10 protein-coding genes are annotated in these 22,392 nt (G+C 40.8%); 8 read left to right on the plus strand and 2 right to left on the minus strand.

What is annotated here, in order from left to right:
- Positions 1-17: 17 nt before the first annotated feature.
- From Bovatus_RS18165 to Bovatus_RS18200, 8 genes are all read left to right on the plus strand, one after another.
- A complete protein-coding gene (locus Bovatus_RS18165; protein ID WP_004299667.1) occupies positions 18-1,793 on the plus strand; it encodes a RagB/SusD family nutrient uptake outer membrane protein in 1,776 nt (591 codons plus the stop codon).
- 31 nt (positions 1,794-1,824) lie between these two features.
- Positions 1,825-2,859 carry a DUF5627 domain-containing protein gene (locus Bovatus_RS18170; protein ID WP_004299668.1) on the plus strand — a complete coding sequence of 345 codons (1,035 nt, stop codon included), beginning with the start codon at positions 1,825-1,827 and terminating at the stop codon, positions 2,857-2,859.
- 32 nt (positions 2,860-2,891) lie between these two features.
- Positions 2,892-5,144 (plus strand): endo-1,4-beta-xylanase, encoded by a 2,253-nt coding sequence (locus tag Bovatus_RS18175; protein WP_004299669.1) that lies wholly within the window; start codon positions 2,892-2,894, stop codon positions 5,142-5,144.
- A 33-nt stretch (positions 5,145-5,177) separates the two neighbouring features.
- Positions 5,178-6,821, plus strand: a complete 1,644-nt coding sequence (locus Bovatus_RS18180; RefSeq protein ID WP_004299670.1) for a glycosyl hydrolase — start codon at positions 5,178-5,180, stop codon at positions 6,819-6,821.
- Between the two features lie 23 nt (positions 6,822-6,844).
- Positions 6,845-9,664: a glycoside hydrolase family 98 domain-containing protein gene (locus Bovatus_RS18185; protein WP_052587966.1), complete on the plus strand. Its 2,820-nt coding sequence runs from the start codon at positions 6,845-6,847 to the stop codon at positions 9,662-9,664.
- A gap of 85 nt (positions 9,665-9,749) precedes the next feature.
- On the plus strand, positions 9,750-12,293 hold the full coding sequence (locus tag Bovatus_RS18190; RefSeq protein WP_004299672.1) for a glycosyl hydrolase 115 family protein: 2,544 nt from the start codon (positions 9,750-9,752) through the stop codon (positions 12,291-12,293).
- A 26-nt stretch (positions 12,294-12,319) separates the two neighbouring features.
- The gene (locus Bovatus_RS18195) at positions 12,320-14,236 is read left to right on the plus strand and encodes a sialate O-acetylesterase (RefSeq protein WP_004299673.1); all 1,917 of its coding nucleotides are present in this window, start codon (positions 12,320-12,322) and stop codon (positions 14,234-14,236) included.
- 7 nt (positions 14,237-14,243) lie between these two features.
- Positions 14,244-15,632, plus strand: coding sequence for a glycoside hydrolase family 43 protein (locus Bovatus_RS18200; RefSeq protein ID WP_004299674.1), 1,389 nt, complete (start codon positions 14,244-14,246; stop codon positions 15,630-15,632).
- Positions 15,633-15,653: 21 nt separating this feature from the next.
- Here Bovatus_RS18200 and Bovatus_RS18205 read toward each other — a convergent pair whose 3' ends face one another.
- Together Bovatus_RS18205 and Bovatus_RS18210 are read right to left on the minus strand one after the other, a co-directional pair.
- Positions 15,654-19,673: a hybrid sensor histidine kinase/response regulator transcription factor gene (locus Bovatus_RS18205; protein WP_004299675.1), complete on the minus strand. Its 4,020-nt coding sequence runs from the start codon at positions 19,671-19,673 to the stop codon at positions 15,654-15,656.
- A gap of 158 nt (positions 19,674-19,831) precedes the next feature.
- Positions 19,832-22,267: a glycoside hydrolase family 95 protein gene (locus Bovatus_RS18210; RefSeq protein ID WP_004299676.1), complete on the minus strand. Its 2,436-nt coding sequence runs from the start codon at positions 22,265-22,267 to the stop codon at positions 19,832-19,834.
- Positions 22,268-22,392 lie beyond the last annotated feature (125 nt).

The raw sequence follows: 22,392 nt of genomic DNA on the forward strand, positions 1-22,392 counted from the left end.
AAAAGATAGTACATAATATGAAAAAGAAAATAATATTTTTGGTAGCTGCTGCCTTGATGCTGAATAGTTGCGATGACCTTTTCGAGCCGGCCATCGAGAACTTCAAGGATGTGGAACAGATGTACGACGATGCTCAATATGCACAAGGCTTCCTGGTGAATGTGTACCGTTGCGTTCCGGGATACTATGATAATAGTGAATATGCAACAGATGATGCTGTCATTAATCAGAAGAACAATGCATTTCTCACGATGGCTACCGGTGGTTGGACTTCCCGGTTATGGACGCCTATCAATCAATGGACCAATTCGTTCAGTTCTATCCAGTATATCAATCTTTTCCTGGAAAATGTGGATAAGGTAAGGTGGTCGGATGATGCAGAGAAAGCACAATTGTTTGCTCGTCGTACCAAGGGGGAAGCTTATGGACTTCGCGGTATGTTTTTATACTATTTGCTTCGTGCACATGCTGGATTTGGAGAAAACGGAGAATTGCTCGGTGTACCTCGTTTGACAGAGTATCTTACTATAAACTCGGACCTTAATTTACCTCGTGCTTCGTTTGCTGATTGTGTACAGCAGATATATAGTGACTTGGAAAAAGCCGAAGAATTACTTCCTTGGGAGTATAATGATGTGAATGAGGTACCTGCCGATTTTCAGAGTATTACTCAGGATAAAGGTAAATATAATACTGTAATGGGAGAGAAGTCCCGTCAGTTATTCAATGGTCTGATTGCACGTGCTTATCGTGTTCGTACAGCTCTTTTGGCTGCTAGTCCGGCTTTTCAGGATGCCTCTAATCCTGCTTCATGGGCCGATGCTGCTAATGCGGCTGCCGCTGTACTCAACTACAATGGAGGATTGGGCGGATTGGATGATAAAGGAGTGGAATATTATTCAAAAGAGGTAGTAGAGAACTTGCAAAAAGGCATTAATCCTAAAGAGATTATTTGGCGTGAAAATGTTAGTAATAGTGAGGCTGCCAATTCACAGGAGGCAAATAACTTTCCGCCTTCTTTGAATGGTAGTGGCAATATGAATCCGTCACAAAACCTTGTTGATGCGTTCCCTATGGCTAATGGGTATCCTATCTCGGACATTGTTAACAGTAACTATGATAAGAATAATCCTTATAATGGACGTGATCCTCGTTTGGCAAAATATATTATCTATAACGGAAGTATAGCTGGAGTAGGCGATGTACCTATATATACAGGGCGTAAATCGGGCACTGATGACGGTATAGATGTGAAAGAGCAGAGATCTACACGTACCGGTTATTATATGAAGAAAAGACTGCGTATGGATGTAAATCGTGCGCTCGGATCGGTTACGAATCAGCAGCATTATATTCCACGTATTCGTTATACAGAGATGTATTTGGCTTATGCTGAAGCGGCTAATGAAGCGTGGGGACCTAAAGGAGATAATGGAAATGGTTATTCGGCTTATGATGTAATCAAGGCTATTCGTAAGCGTGCCGGTATAGGCGGTACTTCTGATCCTTATCTGGAACAATGTGCGGGCGATAGAGACAAAATGGCTAATCTTATTCGTAATGAACGTCGTCTGGAACTCTGTTTTGAAGGTTTCCGTTTCTGGGATATACGTCGTTGGAAAGAAAACTTGAACGAGCCGGTACGTGGTATCGACTGGGACAGAGATGGACATTCTTTTAATGAATTCGTTGTCGAAGAACGTAATTATGAAGATTACATGTATTATTGCCCGATTCCAAATTCTGAAATACTCAAGTTCAGCAACCTTGTACAAAATAGAGGGTGGAAATAATTATAGAATTATATTTAATTAAAAGTACGTTATGAAAAAGAACTTAGCATATATCGGACTGGTTTTATTGATCCTTACTTGGACGTCATGCGAAAGTAGTGACAATGAATTTCCTGATTTCGATTACCAGACAGTATATTTTGCCAACCAATACGGACTTCGTACCATAGAGCTTGGTGAGAGTGAATTTGTGGATAACACTCTTGACAATCAGCATAAGATGGTAATAAAAGCTGCTTGGGGTGGAGGATATACTAATAGAAACAATGTGGTGATAAACTTTAAAGTGGATGAGTCCTTGTGTGACAATCTTTATTTTAAAGATACAGATCAGCCTCTTGTCCCTATGCCGGCTTCTTATTACACGTTGGCTTCCGATCGAATTGCGATTCCTAAAGGGCAAATAATGGCGGGAGTAGAAGTGCAGTTGACGGATGATTTTTTTGCTGATGAAAAATCGATCAGTGAGAATTATGTCATTCCTTTGTTGATGACTAATGTTCAGGGGGCGGACTCTATTTTGCAAGGGAAGCCGGTTGTTGAAAATCCGGTGTTAACTAATGCCGGTGATTGGAGCATATTGCCGCAGAATTTTGTCTTGTATGCAGTGAAGTATGTGAATCCTTGGCACGGAGAGTACTTGCGTCGTGGTATTGATCATGCTACTGTAGCAGGTACATCAAAAGATATTATTCGCCATGAACAGTTTGTGGAAAATGATGAAGTTGTGAATATTTCTACTAAAAGTATGAAAGACAATCTTTTGACATTGAAAACCAAGGATGAAAGTGGTAAGGATATTAGCTATACTGTTCGTTTGTCATTTGCAGAAGATGGTTCGTGCACTGTACACTCTGGTTCGCAGAATGTAGTGGTAAGCGGTAGTGGCAAGTTTGTCAGCAAAGGTGAGAAAAATAGTCTTGGCGGAAAAGACAGGAATGCCATTTATCTTGACTATACAGTCAATTTGACAGACAATAACATTCAGCTTGCAACAAAAGACACTTTGGTGTTACGTACACGTAATGTGTATGGTGGTAAGTCACTCGAAGTAGTGAGAAAATGATGTTTTGATATGAACGTTAAAATCAAGAGTATATGAAATACATCAATAACAAGATAATTGCTTTTACACTGATCGCTGCGTCGATAATGTCGTGTACAGACGAATATAATTGCCAGCTTCAAGTAGAGAAACCACAGAATGCAGCTATCAACGAATATTTAGCTCAATTTGACCTGCTGAAGTCGTATATTGACCGTAGTGGCACACCTTTTCAGTTAGCTGTAAATGTACCGGGAAGCGAATTTGTAAAGAAAGAAATTGCATTCAGTACAGTGTTTACCAATTTTGATGCAGTGGATATGAACGGTTCTTACGATCCGTTAAATACACTAAAGGAGGACGGTACTTACAATTTTGGTGGCATGCAAACGGCTGCCGATGTAGCAGCGGAGGCTGGCGTGACTCTTTATGGAGGGGTACTTTGTTCAAACCAAGGACAGCGTGCCGCATATTATAATAAGCTTATCGAGCCGATAGATATTCCGGTAGAAGTTCAGAAAGGAACAACGAAATTATTTAATTTCGAAAATGATGCTATTGGTACGACTTATCCGATGACAGGTAATAGCTCGGCTATAGTTGAGGAAGACCCTGCCGGTGAAAGCGGTCATGTTTTACATGTGGGAACAAATGATGTGAAAGCTGCTTATTCCTATCCTAAATTTCACGTAGTTTTGCCTGCAGGAAGAAAACTCGGAGATTACGTTAGATTGAATATAGATTTGCGTTTTGTAGGAACTGATGGGATTTGGGGACAAGGTTTACGAGTCTTGATCAATGGAACGGAGTTTAATGTAGGAAAAAATGGAAATGATTTCTGTGACGGAGGTGATAAATGGAAACGTGAAGGAACAATTAATCTGAAAGATGCTACTGCTCCCGGATTGGTAGTACCCGAAAGTTTTGGAAGTCTGACAGAATTTGATTTAGCGATAGGTTCTGCATCCACTAGTGCACAATTTTATATAGATAATATTTCTATGGACTATGAAGTATCCGGAAAAGGTACTACGGTTATCAATTTTGAAGGGGATAATCTGAATACAGTGTATCCTATGGTTGCTGGAGCTGGTGCTCCCAATAGCGGTACAGCTACTGTAGTAGAAGATCCAGAAAGAGAGACTGGTCATGTACTTTACATAGATCAGGCTTCGCATTACTTCCCGGAATTTACAGTTAAGTTAGCTGAAGGCAAGACCCTTGGAGATTATACCGGTATGTCAATGGATATGCGCCTTTTAAAAGGGATGTATGGTTATGGAATGTACGTGAAAATTAATGGTCAGTTATTAAATCTTCATCAAAATGCAGCTGCTTACGGTTACGCAGAGAATGATACTTGGAAACGTGATGGTGTATTTGTGACCTTTGTGAAGGAAGGTACTTACACTGCTTTGGGTGAAGCGGTTCCAGCTACTACAATTGAGATACCCAATGCAATGAAAGACCTCAATGAAATAACATTTGCGATCGGTTCCAGTTCTGGCAACTGGACAGCATACATCGATAATCTGATTTTTGTATGGGAAGCCAAGCCGCAACATATCGAAAAGACTCCAGAAGAGAAAAAGGAAATCTTCACTAAAGAAATGGAAAAATGGATTGGTGGTATGGTGTATGCAGGTGTGAATGAAACGAAGAGTGTAAAAGCTTGGAATATAATTGGTAATCCTTTGGATAAGACTGTTAATGATAATACATTTAACTGGGGTGAATATTTGGGTGAAGTAGACTATGCACGTACCGCCGTGAAGATTGCCCGTGATACAGTGAAGAATGCCAATGTAGATCTTGAGCTTTTTGTCAGCAACACATTTGGTCAATATGATGAAATGGGGAATATGGCTGATGAACTCATATCTTTAGTTGATGCTTGGGAAGCAGACAACGTTACCAAAATTGACGGGTACAATATTCTTCTCAATGCAATTTATTCCAAAGATGTTGTTTTCCAGGAAGGCAATAAAACGATGATCACCAATCTGTTTGATAAATTAGGTAAGACTGGTAAACTGATACGGGTATCCGATCTTAGCATGATGGTTGAAGAACTGGATGGCAACTTTATTGCGATTAATAAATTAACAGAAGAAGATAGAGCTGCCGCTGCTTCTTATATGGCTTTTATCATGCAGGAGTATCGAAGACTTATTCCTGCAGACAAGCAATACGGAATCTCTATATCGGGTATTACAGAGACCAATACTGGTTATAAACTGTGTCCTTGGACATCGGACTATAACCGTAATGAAATGTATGAAGGTATAGTGGACGGATTGAAATAATCCTCTCCTCTGGATTAAAAGGACTATTTATATATGAAGAATATTACATTATTATTTTGTCTCTTTCTTGCGAATATCCTCTTGGGGGCTTGTTCGGGAGGGGAAGATGAAAAAAAAGAAATGGATGAAGGAAAGGGCGCGTATGCGCTCTTTCTTAAAAAATCCATTACTGTGAGTACTGGGGAAAGTCAGACGGATGTTGTGGTGGAATGGGCGAAGACTTCTTGGGAGATAACTCTTGGTGAAGGGGATATTGTAAAAAGCGTCACTCCTACATCAGGTGGCAGTAATACTGGGGAAAAACAGTACACGAAGGTTCGTGTATCTTGTGGTGCGAACAGTACGATGAAAAAGCGTACACAAACCATTCACTTATTCGATAAAACTAATGAAACAACTGTTGATTTGCTGGTAGAACAAGAACCGCCATTCAAGTCGGTTACACTAACTGTTGATCCTTCGGTGAAATATCAGCCGGTTGTAGGATTTGGCGGTATGTACAATCCGAAGATCTGGTGTGGTGACAATCTTATTTCTGCATCACAATTAGATAAAATGTATGGTGCCGGCGGATTGGGATATTCTATCCTTCGCTTGATGATTTATCCCAACGAATCAGATTGGAGTGCAGATGTAGAAGCAGCAAAGGCAGCACAAGCTAACGGAGCAATTATCTTTGCATGTCCATGGGATTGTACAGATGCGCTTGCAGATAAAATCACGGTGAATGGAAAGGAAATGAAACACCTTAAAAAAGAAAACTATGAAGCGTATGCAAACCATCTTATCCGTTATGTTACATTTATGAAGGAAAAAGGGGTGAACCTCTATGCGATTTCCGTCCAGAACGAACCGGATATGGAATTTACGTACTGGACTCCTTCTGAAGTAGTGGATTTTGTAAAACAATACGGAGCAAGGATACGGGAAACAGGAGTGAAGCTGATGTCACCGGAAGCTTGTGGTATGCAGCCTGAATATACTGATCCTATTATCAACAACGCCGAAGCATTTGCTCAAACGGATATTCTAGCCGGACATCTCTATCAAGGATTTACAGATTTGAGTAGCGGATATGTTAAGAACCGCCACGATTACATCTGTGGTGTGTATTCACGTATTCAAGGAAAGACATGGTGGATGACAGAACATCTTTTTAATGACGGTGAGAATTCTGATGATTCTTCGAAATGGGAATTCCTGAAATGGCAATACAGTCTCAATCATCTTGGTAAAGAGATTCACATGTGTATGGAGGGGTATTGCAGTGCTTATATATATTGGTATTTGAAGCGCTTTTATGGTTTGATGGGCGATACGGACAAACGGAGTCCGACGAGTGAAGGAGAAATCACAAAGAATGGTTATATTATGGCTCATTATGCTCAATATGCAACAGAAACAACTCGTATTAAGGTAGTTACAAATAATGAAGAAGTCTGTGCTACTGCTTATTGGGATGAAAAGACCGGTGAAGTGACCATCGTATTATTGAATCTGAATGGTGCTTCTCAATGGCTGGAAATACCATTAGCAGGAATAAAAAAAGCAAGTGCCGTTGAAACGAACGAAACAAAAAATATGGAAGTGATCGATACTGGTTTGATGGAATCTGCTGAAGGTATAACGGTGTTGTTATCTGCTAACAGTATAACTTCAGTCAGATTGACATTTTAATGATAATAATAACTAGTTGGAATATGATGAATTTGTTAAATACGAAAAGTAAGCTATCATACCTACTTTTTCTCGGAATAGTATGCTGTGCATGTATTCTTGGTTCCTGTAAAGATGACGATGTCATTGATCCTGACGCTCCTTCCGTACCGAAACCCGGTACGGCTGTCGAGAATATTAATACTAATGTCAAGGCATTACGTAAGCTTATTGAGGCCAAACAACAGGACCTGGCTGTAAAGACATACAATCCGGTGAATAATGGCGCGAGTTATACGATTGAGTTGTCGGATGGTACAAGCTTCAGTATGTATGCTCAGATAGCAGCATTGGAAGGCGGAGGAGAGGATGTAGTTTATTCTCCAAAAGTAGGTGCCAAAGTAGAACATGATGAATATTATTGGACTCTTGATGATGTCTGGCTAACGTTTGAGAATGATGAAAAAGTCAAGGTGTTAGATGAAAACAATACAGTTGCACCTATAGTGGATATTAACACTGACGGCTATTGGACTGTAAAATATGGAACTAAGTCTCGTACCCTTGACAAGGCGGTGAGCGGCAAACTTACCAGTCAGTTTAAACAAGTGAGTACTATTGGTGACGAATCTGTCAGTTTCACTTTTACCGACCGGACACCTGTCATCGAACTGAATCTTTTTAAAGGAGACAATCCCGAAATTCCTCCGGTAACGGGGGCGTTACGCCGTCCTATTTCTCCTGAACAACCGGCATGGTTTGTTCATATTGATTCATGGAATTATGCCGATCCTCAGAAAATCATAGATCTTATCCCTGCTGATATTCGTCCGTTTACCATTTTTAATATCTCGTTGTCTGTAAGCCATGATGAGGCTACTGGGATCTATAATGTAAGCGAGTATGGTTATGAGATAGCAAAGTCGTGGTTGAGGACGTGTGCTGAAAATAATGTGTGGGCGATGGTGCAGCCGTCAAGCGGCGGTTTTAGTCATTTTAAGGATGTCAGCTTATATAGTCAATTTGAAAGTGACGATAAGGTTCGGGTATATGATGAGTTTTTCAGAGAATATCCCAACTTTCTTGGTTTCAATTATTGTGAGCAGTTTTGGGGGTATGATGACCAGTTCTCTGTATCGTGGTTACAACGAGTGGCTCACTGGAATCAACTTTTGAAACTTACTCATAAATATGGAGGATATTTGGTAGTTAGTTTCTGTGGTAATACTTGGTCGGCTAATATCAATCCTATTGCTCTTGTGAAGCGTAATTCTGATTTTGCCCAAACTGCCAAATTGTACTCTGAAAATTTCATTATGTGTGAGAAATACACCACGCAAAGTGGCTTCTTCAATGTCGAAGGAATTTGCTTAGGCACGTGGCTCTCCGGTTTTGCAGGTCAGTACGGCATCCGTTTCGACCAATGCGGCTGGACAGAGGAGAAAGGACAGAATGGCGATAAGGATTTCCCGCCGGCTGCCGGTGCGCTGCCTATTATAGAGCATGTGATGCTGACAGGTCAGACTGTTATTGACGGACCTGAACTTATATGGCAGCAATGTTTTAAGGAGACGAATGCAGTCAGTGTAGGTGATGGTTATCAGAGCCGTAATTGGGAATGTTTTCCGCAATTTGTCAATATCAATATAGATATGTTCCGTAAGATTATTGATAAAACAATTCGTATTCCTTCCCGGAAAGAAGTTATTGACCGCACGAAAGTGGTGATTCTTCAAGATGTCTATTCCGGTGATGATAATGCTAAATACAGCAGCCCGAAGAATTTGCATGAAGGGCTTTACCTTCGCGATGATGATGGTAATCTTTGGGATAATCATTGTTACTTTAAGAAAACGGGCCGTTATCCTACGATTCCTGTTGCGTTCGAATTGTGTGACGATGTAGCTAATTCATTCCAGTATAAGATCAACCAATCAACTTTCGAAGGATCTTGGAGCGATGTAAATACTAAAGTTGGAAAGTTTAACCGTTGGTTTCCACAAGAGTATACAGGAGAACTTTATGCTGGACGTATAGAAAATGGTTGGGTGGTTTATAACGGACTTGCCGGAATACGGAATGCTGCAATTCCGTTTAAATACAATACATGTGACAAGATGGAATTGGCTTACTCCAAATATACTGTAAGTGTTATAAAAGAATATGCCAATAAGCTCACCTTCTACATGAATAACTATGACCCTAGTGGTTCGAGCAAAACGGAGGTCATCAAGATATATGGATGTACATCCAAACCAACTCATTCTGTATCTTCCAGAGCCAATGGTACTGCACAAGTTTCTGAGAATTGGAAAGAAGATGTATATACGCTGACTGTCACTCATAACGGACCATTGGATTTGACGGTCAATTGTTCAGGAAAAGCCACCGATCGTTTAACTGTATCTACTGCAGCATCTATCCAGGTTCCCGCTTCTCCACAAATTTATCAGGGCGCTTATCAGTATGAGGCTGAATGCTTTGATTTTAAGAATGTGACTAAGAGAGTGACAAAAGGAGATTCGGAGCCGATACGTAACTACACAGCACAGGGATATATAAATTTTGGTGCTAGTTCTGCAGCTGCCGTACGTGATGCTGTTACTGCACTGGAAGATGGTGTATATACAATCCGTATTCGCTACCGTGCTCCGTCGGCTACAGTCAATACCGTAGATATGTATATAAACAATACCAAAGTAGGTACTCCGGAGTTTGCACAAACTGATAATGACAATACTGTATGGAATACAGCCTTAATGTCGGTTTCCTTACGAAAAGGGGCAAATACGTTTGAATTGAAAGCCAATTCATCAGGTGCCGGTGACTTGTATCTCGACAACATTGTTATCGAAAGAAAATAAGAATTCTCTTAAATTCGATTATCCGCATTTTACAAGTAGTATCTTGCGGATAATTGTTTTTAGGACAGTATGTAACTAGAAAATAATGAAGAACATGTTTTTGAGTCGGATAATAATTATATTTCTATTCTTATGTGTATCTGTTTTGAATGCTGCGGAACCATTTGTCACTTTTATATCAGCGGATGCCAAGTTACCTTTGGTTACACCACAAAACAGATCGTTCTCTATTTGGTGTGATGATGCAGAACATCGTGGGGTGCTGTTAGCGGTGCGTAATTTACAAACGGATTTTGAAAAAGTGACTACTGTAAAACCCGAATTATCGAATATTGCGGGAAAAGAAGTGCGTATTATCATAGGTTCGTTTGACAAAAGCCCACTTATACGTCAATTAGTAAAAACAGGAAAACTGGATGGTAAAGAATTGAGAGGTAAGAATGAAAAATATATAATCACCACTCTTCATGCTCCTTTGGAAGGTTTACAGGGAGATGTGCTGCTGATTGCTGGAAGTGATAAGCGTGGAACGATTTATGGTATTTATGAATTGTCAAAACAAATAGGGATTTCTCCTTGGTACTGGTGGCTTGATGTTCCGCCGGTAAAGCATCAGGCTATTTATATTAAAGAAGGTGTTTATACTGATGGTGAACCGGCTGTAAAATACCGTGGCATTTTCATTAATGATGAATGGCCTTGTATGGGAGGTTGGACAACTGAAAAGTTCGGAGGATTTAACAGTAAGATGTATGTGCATGTCTACGAACTTCTCCTCCGTTTGAAAGCTAATTTTCTATGGCCGGCCATGTGGAGTGCAGCATTTTATGCAGATGATCCGATGAATAGTCCTTTGGCTGATGAAATGGGGATTATAATCGGGACTTCCCATCACGAACCGATGGCACGTAATCACCAGGAATATGCCCGTAATCGTAAGTTGTATGGTGAGTGGAACTATCAGAGGAATAAAGAGGGAGTAGAACGTTTTTTCCGTGAGGGTATCAAGCGAATGAATGGAAAGGAAGAAGTAATTACTATCGCTATGCGTGGTGACGGTGATGCTCCGATGGGACCCGATACAGATACGCATCTATTGGAGGATATCGTAAAAGGACAGCGTAAAATAATAGCAGATGTAACAGGTAAACCTGCTTGTAAGACTCCACAATTGTGGGCACTTTATAGTGAAGTACTGGAATATTATGATAAGGGAATGAAAATACCTGATGATGTCATGATTTTGCTTTGTGATGATAATTGGGGGAATGTACGTCGTTTACCAGATTTAAAGGATAAACGGCATCCTGGTGGATATGGTATGTATTATCATGTAGATTTACATGGAGCACCACGTGCCTATCAATGGCTGAATATGACACAGATCCAGCATATGTGGGAACAATTATATTTGACTTATTCTTATGGTGTGGATAAAATGTGGATTCTAAATGTGGGTGACTTGAAACCGAATGAATTTCCTGTTGATTTTTTCTTGAATATGGCATGGAATCCTGGACACCTTACGGCTGATAATTTACAGGAATATACTTGTAGTTTCTGTAAACAACAGTTTGGGGATAACTATGCAGTAGAAGCCGCTCGCATCTTAAATCTGTATTGTAAATATGCTGCTCGCGTAACTGCAGAAATGTTGGATAGCCAAACTTATAATCTTTCCAGTGGAGAATTTAAGGCTGTAACAGATGAATTTCTTGCTTTGGAGGCGCATGCCTATCGTCAGTTTATGACTTTACCGGAAGAATTGAAGGATACATATAAAGAACTCATTCTTTTTCCTGTTCAGGCCATGGCAAACCTTTATGAGATGTATTATGCGGTTGCTATGAATCATAAGTTAGCATCTGAGGGTGATCCACGTGCCAATGAATGGGCAGATAGAGTGGAGTATTGTTTCAGGTATGATGCGGAACTTTGCTATGACTATAATAACAATATAGCTGGTGGAAAATGGAATCATTTAATGGATCAGACGCACATCGGTTATACAAGCTGGGATGAGCCTAAAGGAGGAAATATAATGCCCGAAATCATAAGAGTGGATGTCTCTGCATATAAGCCGGGAGGATATGAGTATAAGGAGAAAGGTGGGGTGGTAGTAATGGAAGCGGAACGTTTTGCAGAATGTACACAAGGGAATAAGACGGAGTGGACAGTTATTCCTGACTTGGGACGTACTCTTTCTGGTTTGTCGTTGATGCCCTATACACAACCTGTAACAGGAGCTTCATTGACATATCGCATGAAGCTTAATTCAGAGATGAAAAATATACGTGTAAGATTAATCTTGGATAGTACTTTGCCTTTTATAAAAGGAGGACATAGTTATGCTATCAGTTTGGATGGTGGTAAAGAACAAATAGTAAATTACAATTCAGAGATGACTTGGGCTAATTGTTATACGAAGATGTATCCCGCCGGTGCTGCGCGGTTGATAGAGTCGGTGGTAGATTTTTCCAATGTTAATCTGAAAGAAGGAATACATGCATTAATTATTCGTCCGTTAAGCCCTGCTATTGTATTGCATAAAATTATAATTGATTGTGGTAGTGATGAAGTCAGTCGATTGAATCTTCAGGAAAGTCCTTATCGCAAGGTTACGCATTAATTAATATTTATGATATAGATACGCAAATGAAGAAGATTATTGTCTTAAGTTGTTTATTATGTGCAGGCATATTTGCCTTTGCACAAGACCCTAATTTCCATATTTATCTTTGTCTGGGACAATCCAATATGGAAGGAAATGCAAAGATTGAAGCGCAGGATACGTGCAATGTCAATGAACGCTTTCTGATGATGGCGGCTGTTGATTGTCCGTCTTTGGGACGTGTCAAAGGACAGTGGTATAAGGCTGTTCCTCCGTTGGTACGTTGCCATACAGGGTTAACACCGGCCGATTATTTCGGACGTACGTTAGTGGAAAGGTTGCCTGATAATATTAAGGTAGGTGTCGTCAATGTAGCTGTTGGTGGTTGCAGGATTGAGCTGTTTGATGAGGAGAATTGCGAAGAGCATATTGCCTCTCAACCGGAATGGCTGAAAAATACAGTGAAAGCGTATGGTAATAATCCTTACCGTAGACTAAAGGAATTGGCTGTAGAAGCACAGAAAGCGGGTGTGATTAAAGGTATCCTCTTGCATCAGGGCGAGTCTAATACCGGTGATAAAGAGTGGCCTCAAAAAGTAAAGAGAGTCTATGAGAATCTGTTGAGGGATTTGAATCTTCAGGCAAAAGATGTTCCCTTGTTGGCGGGAGAAGTGGTGCATGCCGACCAGAATGGCAGATGTGCAAGCATGAATGAGATAATCAATACGCTGCCGCAAGTGATTCCGACCGCATACGTGATTCCTTCTTCGGGCTGTCCTGCCGCAGAAGATAATTTGCATTTCACGGCAGAAGGATACAGGAAATTGGGAGTGCGGTATGCCGAGAAACGACTCCTTTTGTTGGAGAAGGAACTAAACTCCGGGATTACTACCGAACCGGTATCCACTAATATTCCGGGATATGACTATCCCCGGGTGGATAAAGAGGGGCGTGCTCATTTTCGTTTCTATGCTCCGCAGGCTAACAGGCTACAAGTGGATTGTTGCGGAAAGAAGTATGATATGTGGAAAGATGCCGGAGGACTCTGGACGGCAACGACCAACCCTCTGCCTGTAGGATTCCATTATTATTTCCTGATTGCAGACGGGGTGTCGGTAACAGATCCTTCCAGTTATACGTTCTTCGGTTGTTGCCGTATGGCAAGTGGCATCGAAATCCCTGAAGGTGAGGAGGGGGATTATTATCGTCCTCAACAGGTACCTCACGGGCAGGTTCGTTCCTGTACGTATTACTCCGAAACGCAGAGAGAGTTCCGTCGGTGTATGGTATATACGCCGGCAGAGTATGAAACTCATCCGAAGAAGCGCTATCCGGTATTGTATCTGCAACATGGCATGGGTGAAGATGAAACCGGCTGGAGCACGCAGGGAAAGATGAATCATATTATGGACAACCTGATTGCATCCGGTCAGTGTGTGCCGATGCTCGTGGTGATGGATAGCGGTGATGTGGAAGCTCCGTTCCGGCCGCGTCCGGGAAAAGATGTGAACGAGGAGCGGGCTTTGTATGGCGCCACCTTTTATGACGTTATTCTGAAAGACCTGATTCCTATGATAGACCGGACATTCCGTACGAAAACCGACCGCGAACACCGTGCTATGGCAGGACTCTCGTGGGGAGGACATCAGACTTTCAATACGGTTCTGCCTCATCTCGATAAGTTTTCTTATATCGGAAGTTTCAGCGGGGCGATTTTCGGTCTGGATATGAAGACTTGTTTTAACGGAGTGTTTGCGGATGCGGACAAGTTCAATAAGAAAGTGAATTATTTCTTTCTCGGCTGTGGCACGGAGGAACAAATGGGAACAAAGAAGATGGTGGATTCACTCCGGAAACTGGGTATCGAGGTTGATTATTACGAATCGCAAGGCACAGCGCATGAATGGCTTACGTGGAGACGTTGCCTGAAAGAATTTGTACCACATTTATTTAAACACTGAAAATAGCATGAAAATGAAATCTACATTTATCGCAGCTACATTGTTGCTCGTTTCGGTTATGACCGAAGGAGGACTGTCAGCGCAAAACCCGATTGTGCAAACTTGCTTTACTACAGACCCGGCTCCTATGGTACACGACGGCACCTTGTATGTGTATACGGGACACGATGAAGACAAAGCGGATTTTTTCTGGATGCAGGAATGGCGTGTATATTCTACCAAAGATATGGTGAACTGGACCGATCACGGCTCTCCTCTTGCCATCGAATCATTCGACTGGGCGGACGACCGTGCCTGGGCAGCACAATGTGTAGAGCGTAATGGTAAGTTTTATTGGTATGTCTGCCTGCATTCCAAACTTTCCAATACGATGGCAATCGGTGTGGCAGTCGGTGATACGCCTGTCGGTCCTTTTAAAGATGCCATCGGCAAACCGCTTCATGACGGAAGCTGGGACTATATTGATCCTACGGTCTTCATTGATGATGACGGTCGTGCTTATCTGTATTGGGGAAATCCGAATATCTATTATGCAGAACTGAATGACGACATGATTTCCTTGAAAGGTGAAGTGGGCAAACTGGAACAGACTGTTGAGAGCTTTGGTGCACCCAATCCGGAAAAACGTGTCAAAGATGTTAAGTATAAAGATACTTATACAGAAGGTCCATGGCTTCATAAACGGGAAGGAAAATATTATCTTCTTTATGCTGCCGGAGGTGTACCCGAACATATTGCCTATTCCATGAGTGACGGACCTCTTGGGCCGTGGAAGTATATGGGAGAAATCATGCCTTTACAAGATACGGGCTCGTTTACTAACCATTGTGGAGTGATAGACTATAAAGGCAATTCTTATTTCTTCTATCATACGGGTAAGCTGCCGGGTGGTGGAGGCTTCGGGCGAAGTGCGGCGGTGGAGCAATTTAAGTATAACGCTGACGGCACTTTCCCGATTATTAATGCTACCCGGGAAGGGGTGTCACCGGTAGGTACGCTCAATCCTTACGAAAGGGTGGAAGCTGAAACAATCGCTTTTTCTGAAGGTGTGAAGTCCGAACCAAATGTGAAAACCGGTATATATATATCTGAAATTCATAATGGAGATTATATAAAGGTACGTGAAGTGGATTTCGGCAATAAATCCCCCAAACGGTTCACTGCTACCGTTGCCAGTGCCCTTCGTGGCGGAACACTTGAAGTACGTACAGACAGTATAAGCGGACCATTAATTGCGGAACTGACTATTCCTTCAACGGGAGGTTGGGAATGCTGGAAAACATTGCAGACTGATATTGTAAAACCGGTCACAGGAATACAAGATATTTATTTTGTATTCAAAGGACGTAAAGGCTGCAAACTGTTTAACTTTGATTGGTACAAGTTTAACAGATAAACATGCTAGAGAGCAGTTGGGTTACTCTTCTTTTTTACTCAACTGCTCTTTCATATACATTGAAGGCGGCATTCCATACAATTCTTTGAATGTTGTCGAGAAATTATTAGGATCAGTGAATCCTGTTAACATGGCTATCTCGGATATGGTATGCTGTTTTTCGGACAATAAACGAGCGGCTTCTTTTAAACGTATATTACGTATAAAGTCACGGGTTGTCTGGTTGGTGAGCTCTTTGAGTTTCCTGTGAAGATGTACGCGGCTAATACCTACCTCGGTGGTGATTGTCTCTATTGTCAAGTTAGGGTTACTGATGTTTTCATTGATCACTTTCATAATACGTTCCATCAATTTCTCATCGGGTGATTTCACTTCCAGTTTCTGAACCTTGTTTTCCAGATTTTGCTGGCCTGTAAATACTTTGCGTAACTGCTGCCGTGTATTAATCAGATTTTCTACCGTCTTTTGCAGAATTTCGATATTGAATGGCTTCATGATATAGGCGTCGGCTCCTGTATTCAGACCTTCAAGGTTGTCTTCTTCCCTCGTTTTTGCAGTAAGCAAAATGACTGGGATATGGTTGAGGTTTACATTCTGCTTGATCTTCCGGCATAAGGTGAGTCCGTCCATTTCGGGCATCATGATGTCACTAATGACTAAGTCCGGAGCCTTTTTAAATATTTGCTCTAATGCTTCTTTACCATTACGGCTTTCCATGATATGAAATTTGTCCCCAAACTCCTTCGCTATATAATTTCGGATTTCTTCGTCGTCTTCTACAATTAATACGCGATATTTAGTTTTTACCCTGACTTTCTTTTCTTCCTTATTTTCTATAATGGGAGAGATGACAGGAACAGTTGGTACGGCTACTGTTACCTTTTGCTCATTGTTGTCAACTTCTTCAGGTCGTAGATGCTTGTTACCCAACGGTAATCGGATAATAAAACGGCAACCCGGTTGTTCTTTATTATTTTCTACATAGATAATTCCATGATGTAATTCCACTAATGAACGAGTAAGATGTAATCCTATTCCTGTTCCGCCTTTCGGATTCTGTTGGCTGTTACGGATCTGATAGAAACGTTCGAAGATATGTTCTTTTTCCTGTTCATCGATGCCTGTTCCGGTATCCGCGATAATTATTTCGGCATATTGTTTCAAGGGATCGGGCAGTGTATTATCTTCTCCAGTACGGATGGTAATATCTATGTTTCCTTTTTCAGGAGTAAACTTGAAGGCATTAGACAGAATATTCAGGATAATCTTATCAAAATTACCTGTGTCTACCCATACATTCAGTTCCCGGAGCGTACTGTGAAGTTGTAGCTGGATATTTTTTGTATTTGCCTGTTGACCGAAAGTTGTACATAAATCTTCTATAAAAGGAATAATATTGGTCTCCCGGAACATCAGGAACATTTGTCCTTTATCAATTTTCCGAATATCCATTAGTTGATTGACAAGATTCAGAATACGTTCCGCATTTCTGTAGATAATATGATATATTTTCAGGCGTTCATTGTTCTCCTCATTCTTAATCAGTTTCTGTAGAGGACTGATGATTAGAGACATCGGAGTGCGTATCTCGTGAGAGATGTTGATAAAGAACTGCAATTTTGCTTCATTGATTTGTTCGGTATGGATATGTTGCAGCATTTCCTGATGCATTCTGTACCGATGTCTGATCTGAAGAATAATGATAAATATAATGGTCAGTAATAATAAGGAGTAGATAACTTTGGCCCACCATGAAGCATACCATGCAGGAGATATAAAGATGGTAATTTCTTTTATATTTGAATACACAGTGTTGTCTTTTGCTCTGATTTTAAAGTTATAGGTACCGGGTTTCAGATTGCTGAATGAGATACGGTTTACACCTTTGGGCAAACTAATCCATTTTTCATCGTTGATAGAATAAAGGTAGTTGATGTGTTCGGGGGCATTTAATTCCAGAGTGGCAAACTCGATACTGAACACATTGTCTTTATGGGATAGATAAAACTCTTTTGCGTTGAATACAGGGCAGTTGATAATATTGTGAATACCGGATTTCATTCCTTTTCTAACCGGATTGTTATGCAGGAAAAAGTCGGTAATCCGGATATTCCATGTTTTTGCCGGATTGATAATGTCTTGCGGATTGAAATAGGTGATACCATTCATTCCGCCAAACCAGATAATACCTTGTTTATCTTTGAAGGAGGCATTCTTGTAGAACTCATTTCCCTGTAATCCGTCGCTGACATAATAATTGATAAATTTGTTGTTTTTCTTTTGGAATTGGGAAATTCCGGCATTGGTGCTTATCCAAAGAAAATCTTTTCCATCTCCTTGTATGGCATATATTGTATTACTGGGCAATCCGTCTGCAGTAGTATAAGTGGTTAGTTCTTTCGTATTTTTATTCCAACCGGATAATCCTTCGGAACTGCCCAACCAGACAACTCCTTCGTCATCTTCAAAGATTGAATAAATAACATTTTGTGAGAGTATCTTATGACTTTGAAAATCAGGACTGTCAAGGTCTATACAGTTGATGCCGTCATAAGTTCCGACATACAGTTTATTATCATCGGAATAGTGCAGACAACCTATCCATTCGTTGATTAGAGATGTCCGAGATTGTATGGATGTAAATTCTTTCGTTTTCAGGTCATAGTAGAACAAACCGAATCCCATTGTCGCAATCCAAAGACGCTTGTTTTTATCTTCTGCGAAATCATATACACGTTGTATATAGTTGTTGTTCTTATCTACCAGTTTGTACTGGTAATCGCATAATCCTGTCTGTTTGTTCAGCTTTCCCATACCGTTTATAAAGGAGCCGACCCAAATGTTGTACTCGGAATCTTCATATAGTTTTATAACTGTTGAAGGCACAGAATTAGGGTGATTAGTATGCGAGAAATGTTTAGCCGGTTCTAACTTTTCTGTCAGGGCATAAATTCCGTCATTGTCTGTTCCAACCCATAACATACCGTTGTTGTCTTTGCAGAATGAGGTTATACAACTGGAACCGATCATGTTTTTATCCATGGATTTATGTCCTATATACTTGAAACTGTTTGTTCGGGCAGGTATCTGCATGACTCCTTTCTGATAAACAGCCAACCATAAGTTACCGGAATTGTCTTTTAGGATAGAATGTATTTTTGAATTTTTTGAATCAAAATAGTTGTTGTCAAAATTGTATTCGGAGATTTCATGAGTTTGGTTATTGTAGACACTCATACCTTTACCATCAGTTCCGATATATAATTCATTTTGCGGTCCGGAATAGAGGAAACAGATAGGAAGTTCTCTCTTTTCTTTAAAATCAATAGGTATAAAGGAGTCTTGTCTTTTGTTATAGACGAATAGTCCTTTTCTCATACTTCCTACATAAATATTCCCACGTGAATCTTCACATATACTTTTGACATATCCGTTGTCTTTAGATAAATATAAAGTAAGTTGGTTATTAGAATCAAGACGATATACTCCTTCTTCGTCTTTTGCTATCCAGACATTCTGTTTCTTGTCTTCAATCATAAATCCTGTTGATGTCATGGGGATATCAATTTTTTGAACAGTCAACAGGTAATCTTTGATATTCAACCTGCACAACATATTTCCGGATACCCATATTTCTCCATTTCTCCTTTCGATAAAGGAAACAATATTACTTTCAAATATTTCTCCATTGTCTTCCCTTATTGCAAGTGGGGTAAAATTGTCTGTGGCCGGATCATACATTTGAATTCCCATATATGTACCGATAAACAAATGACCTTTGCTGTCCTCAAAAACAGTACGAACAAAATTGTGGGCTAACGAATGTTCATTATTGGGCTCATGTTTGTATATGGTAAATTTAGCACCGTCATAACGGTTCAGACCATCTTCTGTTGCAATCCAAATGAAACCGTTCCGGTCTTGATATATTTGATTAATCAGACTACTGGAGAGTTCTTTGTCAGTAGTGAATAACTTAGGAGATTGCCCGTTGCATAACAAAGAAAACAATAATAATAGAAAAGTGAATACATTTTTCATAGTTATAGATCGTTGTTTGTTGTACAAAGAAAACTAAAAACCTAAATATAACCTAATAAAAAATGAATATTTTCATTAGGCTCCGGGAGTACAATCGGATGTTGTAACATCGTTTGTAAATAATGTAACATGAGAAAAGATTTATCCCTTCTTCTGTATTATTGTTTTCCTTCGATTGTATTTACAATATAGGTTTTACCCGCCTTTGTTTCGATGTCATATTCGTAAACCTTCTGCAGTTTGGGAGACTGCGCACTTACTCCTTTGGCTACAAGAGGTTGCTTGATAGGAGTGGTGGCGAATAATCTATTTGAGCACTCTTTCCCGTTTACTTGTTTTAAGCCTTTCCCTTTTAGTGGGACATAAGACCGGATGCGGAGCGTACTGCCTATATTCGATCGGATGATCGCTTTATTTAACACATTGTTTTTCCAGTCCATATCGACAGTAAAGTTTCCACGTGCCACCAGCCCCTTCACACTCCCTTCTTCCCATGCATCAGGCAATGCCGGCAATAAATGTACGGCACCGTCATGACTTTGGAGCAACATTTCCGCTACTCCGGCTGTATAACCGAAATTACCGTCAATCTGGAAAGGCGGATGGGCATCCAGCATATTGGGATAGGTACGCCCGTTCGGATATTCTTTAGCCAAGTGATCGTTGGGCAATAGTTGAATCATATTTTTAATGATTTGGAAGGCATGGTTTCCATCCAGCATACGTGCCCAGAAATTGACTTTCCAGCCGATACTCCAACCGGTAGCCTTATCACCGCGTTGAAGCAATGTGTTTCTTGCTGCCTGGAATAACTCGGGATTTGAGTATGGAGAAATTTGATTACTCGGATATAGCCCGTACAAATGTGAAATATGACGGTGCTCGTCCTTGGGATTGTCAATATCTTCAAGCCATTCTTGTAGTTGGTTATGCTTTCCTATTTGCATAGGTGGCAACTTCTCTAGTGTTTGTTTGAGGGAGTCTTGGAAAGAGGGGGCTTCACCTGCGATGTATGAAGCCAATAAGGTATTATGCAGTGCATCAAAGGCAATCTGATTGTCCATTGTGCAACCGGCCGTGATGGGACCGTGTTCCGGCGACACAGAAGGCGACACTACCAACCATTTATACACTGGATGTTCTACCAAGAAATCCATGTAGAACTGCGCTGTTCCTTTCAGGATGGGATAATACTCTTTCAGGAACTCTTTATTTCCTGTAAAGAGGTAATGTTGCCAGATATGTTGAGCTAACCATGCGCCGCCGCTAGGCCACATGCCGGCTGCTGCAAAATCGACTACACCACAGATTCTCCATAAGTCAGTGTTATGATGTGCCACCCATCCCCGACAATCATACATGGTTCGGGCTGTTTCTGCTCCTGTGACGGATAAATCTTTCAACATAGAGAATAACGGACTATGTGTTTCACTTAAATTAGTGACTTCTGCCGGCCAATAGTTCATTTCTGTATTGATATTGATGGTGTATTTGCTATCCCAGGGTGCATGAGTACTGTTATTCCATATACCTTGCAGATTAGCCGGTTGCCCACCCGGTTGCGAAGAAGAAATCAGCAGATAACGTCCATAATGGAAAAGTAGAGCTGCCATTGCCATGTCTTCCCCATTTCCGAAGTTTTCAATTCGTTTGGGAGTCTCCAGTTGGGAAGCTTTGCCTGCCGGTAATGTAAGGCGTACACGGTCAAATTGTTTTTTATAATAAGCGATATGGTTTTTGAGAGCTTTTTCGTAAGGTATTTGCATTGCTCTTTTCAGATATTCGCTGGTTCGGTGGGATTCATCGGCGCTGACATCCTGGTAGTTTACGTAGTTGGTTGCTGCCGATATATAAAGGGTGGCTTCTGTTCCTTCATTTATTTGGAGCGTATTTCCTGCCGGGCGGAGAGTGCCATTCGTTTTTACCTGGATTTGACATTCTGCCCGTAGTGCGGCTTTCAAACCTTCCTGCTCTTTCCCTTGACAGGTGACGGTCAGCTGATCGTTCTGAACATTCACCTTATGTACTAGAGGGCAGTTATATGCAATAGTAAAGTTCAGTGCGTTTGCTTTACTTGCTTTGATATGCATAATAATGACATTATCAGTAAATGAAGCAAAAGTGGTGCGGGTATAAGTGACGTCATCCACTTGATAACGGGTAGTTGTCGTTGCATTCTCCAGATTCAGATCGCGGTAAAAGCCGGATCCGTTTTGGTGTTCCGGAAATTCCAGGTAAAGACTACCTAATGTCAGATAGCTCATTCCGTGTTGCTGGGTTAAGAAGTTGGCGTCAATGAGTCTTTGCGCTTCCTTGTTTCTCCCTTCAAAAATCAGTTTGCGTACAACCGGTAGCACATGTACGGCATTCGGGTTATTATTATTGTATGGAGAACCTGCCCAAAATGTTTCTTCGTTGAGTTGTAATTCTTCGCGTTCGATTCCGCCATATACCATGGCTCCAAGACGGGAGTTACCAATAGGGAGAGCTTCCGACCAATTTTGTGCAGGTTGACTATACCACAGTTTCAGGTCCTGTCCTGAAACAAGGTTGCTTATTAATAGGAATAATACAAAAAAAGTGTTTCTGTTCATATTATATGGATTTGTAGCAAAGGTAGCTCATTTCCCAATACAAAAGGCAAAAAACTGTTTCTGAAATCTACCTTGGAAGTAACTTCTTTCCATATTAATGTTACTAATATATATGGTGTATGTTC

This window comes from Bacteroides ovatus (assembly GCF_001314995.1).
Lineage (GTDB): Bacteria > Bacteroidota > Bacteroidia > Bacteroidales > Bacteroidaceae > Bacteroides > Bacteroides ovatus.

Bases quoted from the DNA above. Each gene is read 5' to 3' on its own strand.
- Bovatus_RS18165 (WP_004299667.1), top strand. From the start codon at position 18: ATGAAAAAGAAAATAATATTTTTGGTAGCTGCTGCCTTGATGCTGAAT.
- Bovatus_RS18170 (WP_004299668.1), top strand. From the start codon at position 1,825: ATGAAAAAGAACTTAGCATATATCGGACTGGTTTTATTGATCCTTACT.
- Bovatus_RS18175 (WP_004299669.1), top strand. From the start codon at position 2,892: ATGAAATACATCAATAACAAGATAATTGCTTTTACACTGATCGCTGCG.
- Bovatus_RS18180 (WP_004299670.1), top strand. From the start codon at position 5,178: ATGAAGAATATTACATTATTATTTTGTCTCTTTCTTGCGAATATCCTC.
- Bovatus_RS18185 (WP_052587966.1), top strand. From the start codon at position 6,845: ATGATGAATTTGTTAAATACGAAAAGTAAGCTATCATACCTACTTTTT.
- Bovatus_RS18190 (WP_004299672.1), top strand. From the start codon at position 9,750: ATGAAGAACATGTTTTTGAGTCGGATAATAATTATATTTCTATTCTTA.
- Bovatus_RS18195 (WP_004299673.1), top strand. From the start codon at position 12,320: ATGAAGAAGATTATTGTCTTAAGTTGTTTATTATGTGCAGGCATATTT.
- Bovatus_RS18200 (WP_004299674.1), top strand. From the start codon at position 14,244: ATGAAAATGAAATCTACATTTATCGCAGCTACATTGTTGCTCGTTTCG.
- Bovatus_RS18205 (WP_004299675.1), bottom strand. From the start codon at position 19,673: ATGAAAAATGTATTCACTTTTCTATTATTATTGTTTTCTTTGTTATGC.
- Bovatus_RS18210 (WP_004299676.1), bottom strand. From the start codon at position 22,267: ATGAACAGAAACACTTTTTTTGTATTATTCCTATTAATAAGCAACCTT.